The organism is Anaeromassilibacillus senegalensis (assembly GCF_001261775.1).
In the GTDB taxonomy this organism is placed as follows: Bacteria; Bacillota; Clostridia; order Oscillospirales; family Acutalibacteraceae; genus Anaeromassilibacillus; species Anaeromassilibacillus senegalensis.
Genome location: NZ_LN868536.1, coordinates 214,181 through 228,466, shown reverse-complemented (window position 1 = coordinate 228,466; position 14,286 = coordinate 214,181). Strand labels below are relative to the sequence as shown.

Sequence of the window (14,286 nt, the reverse complement as noted above, 5' to 3'; positions counted from 1 at the left end):
TTTATTCCTCGATCTTCCATTTGACGCCCTGCGGCGTATCTTCCAGCACAATGTGACGTGCTTTCAGCTCGTCGCGGATCTGATCGGCCGTCGCCCAGTCCTTGTTCTTGCGGGCTTCGTTGCGCCTGGCAATCAACGCCTCAATCTCCTCGTCGACCAGCTCTTCCTTTTTATTGTAGAGCAGGCCCAACACGCCCGCCAGTTCATTAAACAAATCCAGCGCATAGGCGCACAGCTCCCTGCTGGGCGCAGTTTGGGCATTCAGACTGGAATTGATATCCCTCGCCAGATCGAACAGCGCGGACAGCGCGTCGGCGGTATTCAGGTCGTCCTCCATCGCCTCGATGAAATGGTCCTGATGGCCGCTGAACCGGCGGCGGATTTCCTTTTCCCCTTCTTTTTCGCCTTCGGGGGCATTTTTCAGCAGGAATTCCAGGTTGTCACGGCAGTTGTACAATCGTTCCAGCCCTGCCTTGCACTGTTCAATGACCTCCACACCGTAGTTGATCGGGCTGCGGTAATGGGAAGCTACCATCAGATAACGGACCGGCTCATAGCCGAACTGCGCTGCCACATCGCGCACTGTAAAGAAATTCCCCAACGACTTGCTCATCTTGCGATTGTCCACGTTGATATAGCCGTTATGCATCCAGTAATGGGCAAACGGCGCGCCGTTGCAGCACTCGCTCTGCGCCACCTCGTTCTCGTGGTGCGGGAAGATCAGATCCTGCCCGCCGCAATGGATATCGATGGTCTCGCCCAAATAGCGCTTCGCCATGGCGGAGCACTCAATATGCCAGCCGGGACGCCCATTTCCCCACGGGGAAACCCAGCTCGGCTCCCCTTCCTTGGCAGCCTTCCAAAGGGCAAAGTCCATCGCATCTTCCTTGACCTCACCTACCGCGATGCGCGCGCCGGCCTCCAGATCCTCCAGCGGCTGGTGGGACAGTTTGCCGTAGTGGTCGTCCTTTTTGGTGCGGAAATACACGTCGCCGTTGTCCGTGGGATAGGCGTAGCCCTTCTCGATCAGCGCGGAAACCATCTGGATGATCTCGTCCATGCTCTCCGTCGCCAGCGGATGGATCGTAGCGGGACGCACGTTCAGGCCCTCCGCGTCCGTTTTATACTCTTCAATATAACGCTGGGAGACCGTGAGATAATCGCTGTTTTCCTCATTGGCCTTCCGGATGATTTTGTCGTCCACATCCGTAAAGTTCTGCACAAACGTGACCTTCATGCCGCGGTATTCCATGTAGCGGCGCAGCACATCAAACACACAGATGGGACGCGCGTTGCCAATGTGGATATAATTGTATACCGTTGGGCCGCAGGCGTAAATTTTGGCCTCGCCCGCGGTAATGGGCACAAACTCTTCTTTCTGGCGCGTCAGCGTATTATAGATTTTCATGACTCTTTCCTCCCAGCTTTTTCGTCTCAGTACCCGTTATTATATTGGATTATGGGCAAAAATACAACCGCAATACGGGATTTTATGCGTCGTCCGTTCCTTTTTCCAGTTCCTCGACCCGATTTTGGAGTTTGAGGAACTCCACCTGCATCCGGCACAGCTCCTGCGCGACCGGATCCGCCACATGCACCTGGTCCAGGTTGCAGGGACGCACACCGTCGATGCGCACCACCCTGGCGGGCACGCCCACCGCTGTCGCGTTCGCCGGCACTTCGTCCAGAACCACTGCGCCGGCGGCCACGCGGGCATTGTCTCCCACTTTGAACGGCCCCAGCACCTTTGCGCCGGAACCGACCATTACGTTGTCGCCCAATGTGGGGTGGCGTTTGCCCTGCTCCTTGCCCGTACCGCCCAGCGTGACGTTCTGATACAGGGTGCAGTTGTCGCCGATCTCCGTCGTTTCGCCGATGACGACCCCCATGCCGTGGTCGATGAAAAGTCCCTTGCCGATGGTCGCGCCCGGGTGAATCTCGATGCCCGTCTTATGGCGCGCCCTCTGGCTGATCCACCGCGCAATGAATTTATGGCCGCGCTGATAAAACCAGTGCGCCTTGCGGTACGACCGCACCGCTTTGAAGCCTGAATAGAGAAAGTACACCTCCAGGCGGCTGCGGGCCGCCGGGTCTCGCTCGATAATGGAGTCCAACTCTGCTTTCAATTGATGGAACATATCTCCCCATTTCACCTGCTTTCCCAAAATAAAAAGCCGCCTTCGTCCCCCTGTAAGAGGACGGAGGCGGCGCACCGCGGTTCCACTCCGTTTTGTTGCTCACTGCTGCCTTTTAACGGAGGCAACCGTGCGGGGATACTTCCTTTCCCCCCGCCTGCACCGCTGGGCCGGATGGCCAAGCGTCGCGGACGCATTTTCCAGCGGGGCCTGCAAAAGACGCTTTCAGCCATCGGCGCCTTCTCTCTGCTGTAGGAAATCCCGCAGGTACTTTTTCCGCTCCCTGCATTTCAAAAATATACCGTTTTCAGTACATCCTATTATATGCCGATCGGCGGAAAATGTAAAGAGAAGCAGGACGGGAAAACAAACGAATCCCTTTGCAAGCAAGCAGAGGCGCAAACAATCTGCTTTTTATTTGGAGCTGCTGACCACTTTCCAGTTCTGCTTCACATAGATCACGCCGGAAAGCGCCGTAAACAGGACCGTGATGAAGACCAGCAGTTCCCCCACCCAGTAGAAAAGCGCACCGCTGTCCAGCGTCCCAACCGCAAACGCAGGCAGCAGATGCATACCGATCAGCTCCTGTGCGTACTGCATCGCAAGAATGGCGACAATCGCAACGATCTGGCTCACCGTTTTGACCTTGCCCCAAATGTTCGCCGCAATGACGATCCCTTCGTCCGCGGCAACCAGCCGCAGGGAAGTGACCAGGAACTCACGCGCCAGGATGATGACCACCCACCAGGGATTGATCAGCTGCAGGCTGACAAAGCACACCAGTGCGGAGAGCACCAGGATTTTGTCCGCCAACGGGTCCATAAATTTTCCAAAATTCGTGATCAAATTTCGCTCACGGGCGATTTTGCCGTCCAGATGGTCCGTATAGGACGCCACAATAAACAGCAAAAGCGCAACCAGGTAGTGGTGCGGCAGCCCCTGCCAGAGCACCGCCGCCACAAAGAACGGCACCAGCGCCATGCGCAGTACCGTCAGCTTATTTGGTAGATTCATCGATGCCTCCTTCGGCCGGGATGGATTCCGCCTTGCCCACCAGGTCACAGTCGGCGCATTCCGTCACACGCACGCGGACAAACTGCCCGGGCCGCGGTTCTTCCCCGTCCGTCGTAAAAAAGAGACTGCCGTCAATTTCCGGCGCATCGGCATACGTCCGGCCATACCACATCCCAACGCCGCGGTCGTAGCCTTCCACCAGAACCGTTTCCGCCCGGCCGACCCGGCTCTCTCCCCATTCCTGCATAATGGCCATCTGCTGTTCCATTACGATGTTCATGCGGCGCTGTTTCTCGTCCTCGTCGAGCTGGTCTTCCATGTCCGCCGCGGGCGTGCCTTCCTCCTGTGAATAGGCAAAACAGCCCAGCCGCTCAAACCGGAGTTCCTTGGCAAACTCACAGAGCTCCGTAAAATCGGCCTCTGTCTCGCCGGGAAATCCCGTGATCATGGTGGTGCGCAGGATCAGGCCCGGGATGCGCTCCCGCAGTTTTTTCACCAGCGCCGTCAGCTTCTCACGGTCGCCGAAGCGGCGCATGCGTTTGAGCACCGGCCCGCTGCAGTGCTGTAACGGAATATCCATATACTTGACAATTTTAGGTTCCTGCGCGATGGTATCCATCAGCTCTTCCGTCATAAAGTCCGGGTAACAGTAGAGCACGCGGATCCATTCAATACCGTCCACTCCGCACAATCTGTGCAGCAGCTCCGGCAGCATAAACTTCTGGTAGAGATCCAGCCCATAGCGCGTGGTGTCCTGCGCAATGATGATCAATTCTTTTGTGCCGCCCTGCGCGAGGTGCTTTGCCTCTTCCACGATGCTCTCCATCGGACGGGAACGGTACGGGCCGCGGATCATGGGAATCGCGCAATAGGAACAGCGGTTGTCGCAGCCCTCCGCGATTTTGAGGTACGAGAAATAGCGCGGTGTGGACCGCACCCGCTCGCCGCACAACGGCAGCAGCGTCTTTTCCGGAAACAGCTCCGGATGCTCACCCTTGAGCGTACGCTCCACCACAGAAACGATATCCGCGTCCGCGCCGATGCCGCAGACCGCGTCTGCCTCCGGCAGCTCCTTGCGGATTTCCTCCTGGTAGCGCTCCGCCAGACAGCCTGTGACGATGATCGCTTTGATCCGTCCTTCTTTTTTCATCCGGCCCAGCTCCAGAATCTCCCCGATGGATTCTTTTTTTGCCGCCTCAATAAAGCCGCAGGTGTTCACGATGGCAACGTCGGCCCGCGCGGCGTCATCTGCCAGCGCAAAGCCCGCCTTTTGCAGGCTGGCCATCATCATCTCCGCGTCCACCCGGTTTTTCTCACAGCCGAGGCTGATCATTCCTACAGATACCATGGTTTTATTCATCCTCATTTTCATCGTCCATATAGTTTCGCAGCGCCGCGCGGATATCCCCGCTCTGGTAGCCAAGCCTTTGCAGTGCGGCAAAGACGCGGCGGCGGCCTTTCTCATCGCCAAGAGAACGCAGGTACTTCTGCTCAATCAGGGTTTGGAGCATTTCCCCCGGGTCCGGTTCCATTTCTTCTATGATTTCGCGCGTCAGTTCCCGGTCGATTCCCTTTTGCAGCAGCTCGTATTCCGCCCGGCGGGCGGCATAGCCCTTGCGGTGCAGCAGCTCTGCCGCCAGGCCCCGCGCGAAGCGTTCGTCGTCCACCAGACCAATTTCCTCCATATGCTGCGCTGCGCGCGCCGCCGCCTCATGGCCCACGGTGCGCGCAATTTTGTCCGCCAATTCTTTCCTGGAGTGGTTTCGATGCTCCAGCAGATAGAGTGCTTTTTCCTGTGCGCGGCGGCTTTCGCTGCGCTGGATCAGCGCATGAAGCTGCTCGTCGTCCAGCTCCATGCCGATTTGATACCCGGAACACAACAGCGTTTCCGTGTCCAGCTTAAGCGCGAATTCCCCGTCCAAATACAGCGCGGAGAGGCGTTTGCGCCGCGGTTCAATCGCCGTAATCAGCAAATGGGTTCCATCCTTTTCTCAGGCTTTAAATACCTGTAATGTATCTTATTCGTCGTCGTCCGCTTCTATGTCAATTTTTGCCGATGCGGCACGGCTGACCGCGGGTGCAGGCGCGGGCGCTGCCGCCGGTTCCGGCACGGTAAGCGGCTTTGCCGGAGAAGCATTGGTGGAAATCGGCGCGGTGGATTTGGCGTAGAGCGTGCTGATATTCTCGCGCACCAGCTTCTCTACCTCACCGGCCACCTCCGGATTGCCCGCCAGGAAGGTTTTCACATTGTCGCGGCCCTGCCCCAGGCGCTCCTGCTTATAGGAGAACCACGCGCCGCTCTTCTGGATGATGTCCAGCTTGACGGCAAGGTCGAGCAGTTCGCCTTCGCGCGAAATCCCGCGCCCGTACATCACGTCAAACTCCGCCTCGCGGAACGGCGGCGCAATCTTATTCTTGACCACCTTGGCGCGCGTGCGGGAACCAATCTGCTCCGTGCCGTTTTTCAGCGTCTCGATCCGGCGGATGTCAATGCGCACAGAGGAATAAAATTTCAACGCGCGGCCGCCGGGGGTAACCTCCGGGTTGCCGTACATGACGCCGACTTTTTCACGCAGCTGATTGATGAAGATCGACACACAGTTCGACTTGGAGATTGCGCCCGCCAGCTTGCGCAGCGCCTGGCTCATCAGGCGCGCCTGCAAGCCGACGTGGGCATCGCCCATCTCTCCCTCAATTTCCGCACGCGGCACCAGCGCCGCTACAGAGTCGACAACGATGACGTCGATCGCACCGGAACGCACCAGCGCCTCTGTGATCTCCAGCGCCTGTTCGCCGGTGTCCGGCTGGGAAACCAGCAAAGAGTCCACATCTACGCCCAGCGCGCGCGCATAGACCGGGTCCAATGCGTGCTCCACATCGATAAAGGCGGCGTTACCGCCGTTCTTCTGGCCTTCCGCGATGCAGTGCAGCGCCAGCGTGGTTTTACCGGAGCTTTCCGGGCCGTAAATTTCTACAATACGGCCGCGCGGCAGGCCGCCGATGCCCAGCGCAAGGTCCAGGGAAAGAGAGCCTGTGGGAATCGCTTCCACCTGCATGGCCTCGTTCTGGCCCAGACGCATCACCGCACCCTTGCCAAACTGCTTTTCAATCTGCGCAAGCGCCGTTTCCAACGCCGTCTTTTTATCCATGGTTTTGCCGGCCGCTCCGGCACCCCTGCTTTTATCAATGGCCATTTTTTACCTCCGGTCCGTTGTGATCATTCAGTAAAAGCGCCGGAAATCGCTCCGGCGCAATCGATCAGCGGAAAATATGTATTTATTATACTGTATCCCAACCAAAATTGCAATGTATTCGGCGCAATTATCGAACAAATATTCCGTTTTAAATCTCTTTGCGCCGCCATCAAAGAACATGGAAAAAACAGCGGAATCCGAACAGGATTGGGCAGAAAGCGAATAGCTTCCCTGCCTGCGGCGCGCTATAATATATAAAGAAATATAGGATACACCCTAAAAATTTTTTAGGCTCCACAGAAAGGATTTTCCGATGATAAAAGCGGTCTTTTTTGACATCGACGGGACGCTGGTCAGCTTTCAGACGCACCAGGTCCCGGCCAGCACGCAATACGCGCTAGAAGCGCTGCGGGCCAAGGGAATCAAGCTGTTTATCGCCACCGGCCGGCCTCCCTCCGGCGTCGCGCATATTAAAAACCTCCTTCCGTTTCCCTTTGACGGCTACATCACCACAAACGGCCAATACTGCTTCAATGACGCCGGCGTGCTGCATGAACAATGGATCCCGTCGGAGGACCTGGCAAATATCCTACCTTATTTGGAAGAAAAACAGATTGCCTGCGATTTTATGGAGCTGGACTACATCTACCTGAACCGGGCAACGCCGCGCGTTTTGCAGATGTGGGAACAGCTGGGCGACACAGCTTTTAAAGAACCCTTTGACGATCCAAACCGGATTTTTACACACCGCACATATCAGCTGAGCGCATTTGTCGACACGGAGGAGGAAGAAGCATTCTTCCGGCGCCTTCCCGGCTGCCGGTCTGTGCGCTGGCATCCGCTCTTTATGGACGTGATTCCCAAAGAGGGCGGAAAAGCGACCGGCATCCTGAAATGCCTGGAAGCCTACGGTATCTCTCCGGAGGAAAGCATGGCCTTCGGGGACGGCGGCAATGACACAGAGATGTTCACCTGTGTGCACACCGGTGTCGCGATGGGCAACGCTGGCAAGGACGTCCAACGGATGGCCGACTATGTGACCGACGATGTCGACCACGACGGGATTCTCAACGCATTAAAGCATTTTCGGATTCTGTAAATACAAAATTAATTTTACCTAAGTTGTTAGAATGCATCAAAGATTCGTCTGGATAGAAATGCTCCCCCCGCCTGGGCGAGGGGAGCATTTCTATCCAATTCTTTATAACTCGGTCTTATCCTCTTTTCTCAACGGAAATCCAGAACTCGCCGTAATAGTCCTCCATATCGATCTTGTCTCCGGGATACACCTCCAGGCACATGCCGTTCGGCTGGTATTCGCTCGTCGGGAAAAACTCCGAATAAATGCGCTTAATCAAGGTAAAGAACGCGTCAGGAATCTTTCCCCTGCACGGAAAAACAATCCACGTGGCGGCGGGAAGGCTCACCCTTGACAAACCGTCTTCGATCTGTTCGCTTTTACTGGCCACACCGATTCCATAATCAAAGTCCCCCTCTTCCGGGTCGCTGAGGCTGACGCCGATGACCGCTTCCCCCAGCGGGCTACCGGGATCCAAGTGCTGGCAAAGCATTGGAATCGTGCCGTCCGCACAACTCCGGTCCCAAAGGGCCGGGATCTGCATTTTGCTCACCTCACTGCCACCGGTGAACCGTTCCTTCTTCATCACAATCTCCATCGCGTCTGTTTTTTCCATTCTGTAATCCATTACAGTACCTCCTGCTAAAATCAGTTTCACAGAGAGTCGGGAAAACGATTTGAGCGCGGTACGGTCCTTCTTTGCCTGTGACGGCGTAACACCGTGAAATCTCGCAAACGCGCGGCTGAAGCTTTCCGGGCTGTCGTAGCCGTATTGCAGCGCGACGTCGATCACCTTTGCGTCCGACAGAAGAAGATCAGCCGCCGCCCGCGTCAACCGCCGGTTGCGAATATACTCGCCCAGCGTGTACCCACAAAGGATTCCAAACACCCGCTGAAAATGAAAGCTGGAGGAATACGCCTTCCGGGCAATCTCCGCATAGTCCAACTCCTCTGTCAGATGGTCTTCGATGTAGTCAATCGCGCTTTGCAGTCCACTGATCCAATTCATACTGTGTCGTCCCTTCTCTGTGCTTCTCATTATAGGAGGATTGTCATCATTCTTCGTGACTTTTTGTGCGGCCGTTTGCAGGTGCGAAGCATTCTTCCTTAAAGAAAATGCCGGCTTCCCACCACTACCCGGTCCAAGCCGTTGAAGTCTTTAATGACCTTCACATATTCCAATCCGGCGCATTCAAACAGCTCCTGAACCGGTCCACCCTGATTTTCCCCGATCTCCACCGCCGCAACGCCGCCCGGTTTCAGTTTTGGCAGCCAAAGGTTTACAATGGCCCGGTAAAACAGCAAGCCGTCCGCGCCACCATCCAGCGCGGTGCGCGGTTCCCGCCGCACCTCCGCTTGCAGCTGCGGAATTTCCTCCGCCCGCACATACGGCGGATTGGAAACGATGGCGTCAAGCGCTTCCAGCCGCACGGCGCTGGACGGCTCCAGTACATCGAGCCGCAGGGGCGTTACATTGGAAAAACCGGTCCGCCGAATATTTTCTTCCAAATAGCGATACGCTTCCTCATACCGCTCCACGCAGGCAATCTCTGCCTCCGGCAGCAGCGACGCCAGCCCCAGCGCAACCGCGCCGCTGCCACCGCACAGGTCTACGGCGTGGATGTTCCTGCGCCCTTTTAAACGTTCCGCCGCCGTATATACCAGCAGTTCCGTCTCCTCCCGCGGGCAGAGCACCCCCTCCCCTACGGTGAGTGTAAAGTCCATGAAAGGCCATTCACCCAGGATGTATTGCAGTGGACGCCCCTGCGCCCGCTCCCCGCACAGAGCCAGAAAAGCCTCCGCCTGCTCTGGTTTGGCTGCCTGTTCCCCGTGCAGGATCAACTGCTGCCGGTCCAAACCAAATGTTTTTTGAAACAGGCAGATCGCATCAAAGGCAGGAACCTCGTTTTCCGCATCCTGCAATAGCATCTTTCCCTTTTGGTAGGTTTCGCGCAATGTCATCGATTCTCACTCCTTCCGTACAGTGAAAAATTGCATTCGTCTCACGATTGGGAGAACAAAAAACCGGCCGAATTGGGCAATCCCCCCGCCAAAGGCGGGGGGATCTTAATCCTGCCACTATTATTGTATAAAACATGCATTTTGAGACAACCTCTCCATGCAATTGTTCTTTTTCCTTTACGCTGATTTCTTCCCGGTGACAGGGCATTTCAGGTCTGCACCGTCCGCCGGAATGACTGCTTTCATCGCCTCAATGGCAACCTCGATCATACTGTCGTCCGGCTCTTTTACCGTCAGGCGCTGCATCCACAGGCCGGGCGCCGCAATGATGCGAGTAAGCGTGTTGTCATACTTGCCGCAGACACGGATCAGCTCAAAGCCGATGCCCACCACCAGCGGGATGCACAGCAGCTTAACCACCGTGCGCAGGAACGGGTTGGTAAACGGGATGAAAAACCCAATGAGTACGCCCAACAGCAGCATGATAATCATAAAACTGGTGCCGCAGCGCGGATGGAACCGGCTGTGGTGGCGAACGTTCTCCACTGTGAGTTCCTCTTCGTTTTCATAACAGAAAATCGTCTTATGTTCTGCGCCGTGATATTGAAACACACGCTTGATATCCGGCATCTGTGCGACCAGCGCAATGTATAGTACAAAAATTCCGATGCGCATGACGCCCTCCACAAGGGAACGCCAGCCCTCGATCCCCGGTCCCGCCAGATAGTCGCGCACCAGATTAAAAATCCAGGTGGGTAAAAAGAAAAACAGGCCGATTGCCAGCAATACGCCCAGCACGGAACTGATCGCCATCAGCACACCCATCAGCTTATCGCCGAAGACGCGCTCCACCCACAGATCAAACTTGGAAGGTTCTCCCTCGTCATCGTCCAGACCCGCCTTATCCGCGGAAATGCTCAGGGCCTTGTAACCCACGGTGAGGGAATCGATAAAGCCCGCGATGCCGCGCAGCAGCGGCAGCCGCCAGAATTTATACTTTTCCCGCAGGCCTTTTGTGTCCAGCGTTTCCGACGAAATCGTTCCGTCGCTCATGCGGACGGAGATTTCCGTCCGTTTCGGGCCGCGCATCATGATGCCTTCAATCAGCGCCTGCCCGCCTATCGATGTAATGCGTTTTGTCTCTTCTCTAGCCATTCTGTTCGGATATCCTTTCTTTGTCCGGCTCCGGTTCCGCCGCCTTCTGTTTCAACGTGGGAATGCGAATGGTCACAGCCGTGCCCACATTCTCATGACTCTCCACTTCCAGGCTGCCGGAGTGCAGCCGCATAATCTCATCGGCGAGCGCCAACCCGATGCCGGAGCCGCGGACCGTCTGATTCGCCTTATAAAATTTCTTTTTCACATTGGGAAGATGTTCTGGCGGGATCCCGCAGCCGTTGTCGCTGATGACAACCCGGATATAGCCGTGCTCCTCCTGAGCGGAAATCCCGATGGTGCCGTCCTCTTCCGTGTATTTCAACGCGTTGTCGATAATATTGACAAACACCTGGCGCAGGCGGTTGACGTCTCCCAGCACAGGAGACAGCATCTGCGGCTCATCGTACAGCAGGAATTTATGCTCTGTCTTCGCGCGCTCGCTGAACATGTAGACCGCTTCGCCCAGCTCCGCCAGAATGTCGATTTTATCCATGGTTAAGGTCATGCGGCCGCTCTGCATGCGGGAGAAGTCGAGAAGCTCCTCCACAATGCCGGAAAGCCGCTCCGATTCGCGGATGATGACACTCATACCCTTTTCAAAGGTATCGTCGTCCATTCCGCCGCCCTGCATTGTTTCTGCCCAGCCCTTGATGGCCGTGAGCGGCGTGCGCAGTTCATGGGAAACGGAGGAAATAAAGTCGTTTTTCATCTTTTCCGCCGCGCCGAGCTCCACCGCCATGTCGTTGATGGTGCTGCACAGCTGGCCGATCTCATCGTCGTTGTATTTTTCAATGCGCGCCTTGAAATCGCCCTGGGCGATACGCTGCGCAATTGCGCCAATCTCCTTGACCGGCGTAATAATCGATTTCATAAAATAATAACTCGTGGTGATGATGATCAAAATGATAACCGCGCCCGCCAGGATCAGGATAAACACGATCATACCGATCTGCTTGTCCGCCTCTTCCAAAGAGACGACGTAGCGCACTCCACCAACAAAACTGCCGGCGTCATTGCGGATAACCCGCGTCACCGCCATCACCTTTTCCCCACTGGTCAGTTCCCCCGTCCAGGTGCCATAGCCGTCCGGGTCCGTCAACGCCAGATTGTAATCCGGCATGGGCTGCGATTCGTCCGGTGCAAAGCCGACGGACGTGGTGATAATGCGCCCGTTGGAGTTGAAGACCATCAGCTCCATGCTCTCCTTATTGGGAAAGTTTTCTACATAGTTTCGTGCCGCCACAGAAAAATCCCGCGGGGAACGCCTGCCATAATCGGAAAAGACGTTCGTGATTTCATCGGAACGCCCGTTGATCGTCTGCTGGATCCCGTAATAAATATAACTTTGGATCGCAAAAGACAGGGAGAGGACCAGGGTAACGATCAAAACCAGTATAACACCAAGGCTGTTTAAAAGCCAGCGTTTTGTGATTCCTTTCGTCTGAATCTGCACGACGGTCCCCTCCTTCCTGTCGAATCGACAAATTTCTTATGCTTCCCATTTGTAACCCAGGCCCCACACAGTAACAATGTGCTTGGGATTGCTGGGTTCGTCCTCTACCTTCATCCGCAGGCGGCGGATGTTGACGTCCACAATCTTTTCCTCCCCGTAGTACGCTTCTCCCCAGACATGCTTGAGGATATCGGAACGGTCCAGCGCCGTGGTCGGATTGGAAAAGAAATACTCCATAATCTGAAATTCCACCTGCGTCAGTTCGATCGGCACGCCCTTTTTCATCAGCGTGCGGTTGCGCAGATTCAATGCAAAGTCTCCGGAGCGGATCTCCTCGCGGAAATTATTTTCATCGCGCATCTGCGCCAGCGCCACCCGGCGGTAGACCGCATCCACACGCGCTACCAGTTCGGAAGGGCTGAACGGTTTTGTCACATAATCGTCGGCGCCCATCATCAGGCCGCTGACCTTGTCCATCTCCTGTGTCCGCGCGGAAAGCATAATGATTCCGATAGAGCCGCTCTGCTTGCGCAGCTCCTTACAGACAGCCAGGCCGTCAAACTGGCCGGGCATCATGATATCGAGAATCGCCACATCGAAGTTGCGGCCCTCCCGCTCGTATACCTCCAGCGCTTCCTCCCCATTGGAGGCCTCATATGCGTCATATCCCGCACGCTTCAGGTTGATGACAACAAATTCGCGGATCGCCTGTTCATCTTCCGCTACCAATACCTTTTTCACTTTGATACAACTCCCTTCCGCCGGAACCCGGCTGCTATTTTCCCCTCGGCACAACCCATACCGCATAAAACCTTTAATCTGTCTGAATTAGTTTAAACCCGCTCTTAATGTCGCTGATATTGAGAGACAACATATGGTCCGGACTGGGAATCGACGCGGCAAAGATCAGGCTGTTGGATTCCATAATCCGGTAATACCCATCCGTGTCCTTCCCGTCCACCCAATCTCCCTCCGCGAAAACCCGCAGGCGCAGCAAAGGCGCCCCCATTGCACCGGAATTGGTGGCCTGATCGGAAACGACCCATTCATAGAATGTCAGTGTTCGCGTCGCGGCATCCATCCGCGTCGTCACCTTGCCGCGCCACATATCCGGGACCAAAAAGGAATATCCGTCCGCATAATCCATCAACATGGACACACTGCGCACCAGCATGTTATCCTTTGCGTTAAAACGGTGGAAATTGGTCAGATAGCTCGTTTCATCCACCGCGGTGTCAGCGGTAAAGCCCGGCAGTGGGGTGACAATCGGTATTTCGATAATCCTGCCGCCTCCGATGGCCTGCGAAATAGCCTGCGTCCGCCTCGCGGTATAATTGGCAGTCTGCGAATAACTGTCGTAGAACGGGGACCGCAGCAGGGACGCATCCTTATCCCAGTACAAAATTTCCGTCACGCGCATGTCGGCACTTTTACTGCCGTCCAAAACCACGCCCTTCAGGTCTCCCGTTTCGCTGATGAGTCCCGCGGCCACATTGACATAATTGGTGACGCCGCGGTCCAGGTTGGCGGAACCGATAATTTCCGGCTTGCCGTTTTTTACCCGCAGCAGCCGGGCTGCAGCAGGTTGATCGCCCACGGTAACACTGGCAGTCAGAATTTCATCGTTGAGATCGTCGTCAAAGTCCATGACCACCATTTCCGTATACGACTGGTCCATCCGAAGCTCCTGCATCTGCCCGTCTTCATAGTAATAGACGTAGATAGCAGTGGAATTATTCAGGTTGCTGCCCCAGCCAATGACGGCCTCATCCCGTCCGTCGCCGTTTACGTCGCCAAAGCAAATCTCGTCCACCGTACTGGCGGGATTGCTGAACGAACCGATGGTTTTCCAGGCGCCGTCCTCCTTGTGGATAAACATGACGTTGAGTCCGGCATTTTCCCCCTTTTTCTGATAAAACGCTATGGCATCCTCCTGCCCCAAATTAACCAGATCGTGCATGACCACGGCCGAGCGATAACTGCCGCGGCTGGGATATTTCAATACCAGTCCATCGCCCGCGGACTTTTCCAGCTCGTCATGAATCTGCGCGCGCTCTCCTGTGGGGCGCGGCGGACGCATCAGCGCCTGCGTATCAAGAGCGGAGATCGAACAGCCGGAAAACAGGGAAACAATCAATACAGCCGCCGCCAATGCATTGCCAATCGTACAGATTCTCTTTCGCATGTGATCCGCCTCCTCTATTCTCCATCTTTTTTGTGTCAGATTTTATTTATTATACCATAAAAGAGGCGCAGCCTCCATCGCAAACAGTACAATGTTTGCCCAGCCGT

The 14,286-nt window shown here is 55.7% G+C and carries 13 protein-coding genes; 1 reads left to right on the top strand and 12 read right to left on the bottom strand.

Annotation, left to right across the window (positions count from 1 at the left end):
- Position 1 precedes the first annotated feature (1 nt).
- The 6 genes from cysS to recA all read right to left on the bottom strand — a co-directional run bounded on the left by cysS (position 2) and on the right by recA (position 6,343).
- Complete coding sequence (cysS, locus tag BN2106_RS03510; RefSeq protein ID WP_050697190.1) at positions 2-1,408, bottom strand: cysteine--tRNA ligase; 1,407 nt, start codon at positions 1,406-1,408, stop codon at positions 2-4.
- 82 nt (positions 1,409-1,490) lie between these two features.
- Entirely contained in the window at positions 1,491-2,138 is a 648-nt protein-coding gene (epsC, locus tag BN2106_RS03505) for a serine O-acetyltransferase EpsC (protein WP_050697571.1), read from the bottom strand.
- Positions 2,139-2,549: 411 nt separating this feature from the next.
- Positions 2,550-3,149 (bottom strand): CDP-diacylglycerol--glycerol-3-phosphate 3-phosphatidyltransferase, encoded by a 600-nt coding sequence (gene pgsA / locus BN2106_RS03500; protein ID WP_050697189.1) that lies wholly within the window; start codon positions 3,147-3,149, stop codon positions 2,550-2,552.
- Positions 3,133-4,497 (bottom strand): 30S ribosomal protein S12 methylthiotransferase RimO, encoded by a 1,365-nt coding sequence (gene rimO / locus BN2106_RS03495; protein ID WP_242846240.1) that lies wholly within the window; start codon positions 4,495-4,497, stop codon positions 3,133-3,135. The genes pgsA and rimO overlap by 17 nt, the downstream gene beginning before the upstream one ends.
- Before the next feature lie 4 nt (positions 4,498-4,501).
- Positions 4,502-5,122, bottom strand: coding sequence for a regulatory protein RecX (locus tag BN2106_RS03490; protein ID WP_050697187.1), 621 nt, complete (start codon positions 5,120-5,122; stop codon positions 4,502-4,504).
- 45 nt (positions 5,123-5,167) lie between these two features.
- Entirely contained in the window at positions 5,168-6,343 is a 1,176-nt protein-coding gene (gene recA, locus BN2106_RS03485; RefSeq protein ID WP_074017397.1) for a recombinase RecA, read from the bottom strand.
- Between the two features lie 313 nt (positions 6,344-6,656).
- On the opposite strand from recA, the gene BN2106_RS03480 reads away from it, so the two are divergent.
- Positions 6,657-7,442, top strand: a complete 786-nt coding sequence (locus BN2106_RS03480) for a Cof-type HAD-IIB family hydrolase (protein WP_050697186.1) — start codon at positions 6,657-6,659, stop codon at positions 7,440-7,442.
- A 115-nt stretch (positions 7,443-7,557) separates the two neighbouring features.
- On the opposite strand, the gene BN2106_RS03475 is transcribed toward BN2106_RS03480, so the two are convergent.
- From BN2106_RS03475 to BN2106_RS03450, 6 genes are all read right to left on the bottom strand, one after another.
- A complete protein-coding gene (locus tag BN2106_RS03475) occupies positions 7,558-8,430 on the bottom strand; it encodes a helix-turn-helix domain-containing protein (protein WP_050697185.1) in 873 nt (290 codons plus the stop codon).
- A 98-nt stretch (positions 8,431-8,528) separates the two neighbouring features.
- On the bottom strand, positions 8,529-9,383 hold the full coding sequence (prmC, locus tag BN2106_RS03470) for a peptide chain release factor N(5)-glutamine methyltransferase (protein ID WP_050697184.1): 855 nt from the start codon (positions 9,381-9,383) through the stop codon (positions 8,529-8,531).
- 177 nt (positions 9,384-9,560) lie between these two features.
- Positions 9,561-10,538: a DUF1385 domain-containing protein gene (locus BN2106_RS03465; protein ID WP_050697183.1), complete on the bottom strand. Its 978-nt coding sequence runs from the start codon at positions 10,536-10,538 to the stop codon at positions 9,561-9,563.
- Complete coding sequence (locus tag BN2106_RS03460) at positions 10,531-11,994, bottom strand: sensor histidine kinase (RefSeq protein ID WP_242846239.1); 1,464 nt, start codon at positions 11,992-11,994, stop codon at positions 10,531-10,533. The genes BN2106_RS03465 and BN2106_RS03460 overlap by 8 nt, the downstream gene beginning before the upstream one ends.
- Positions 11,995-12,030: 36 nt before the next feature.
- Positions 12,031-12,735, bottom strand: a complete 705-nt coding sequence (locus BN2106_RS03455; protein ID WP_050697182.1) for a response regulator transcription factor — start codon at positions 12,733-12,735, stop codon at positions 12,031-12,033.
- 73 nt (positions 12,736-12,808) lie between these two features.
- Positions 12,809-14,179, bottom strand: a complete 1,371-nt coding sequence (locus tag BN2106_RS03450; RefSeq protein WP_050697181.1) for an FG-GAP repeat protein — start codon at positions 14,177-14,179, stop codon at positions 12,809-12,811.
- Between the last annotated feature and the right edge of the window lie 107 nt (positions 14,180-14,286).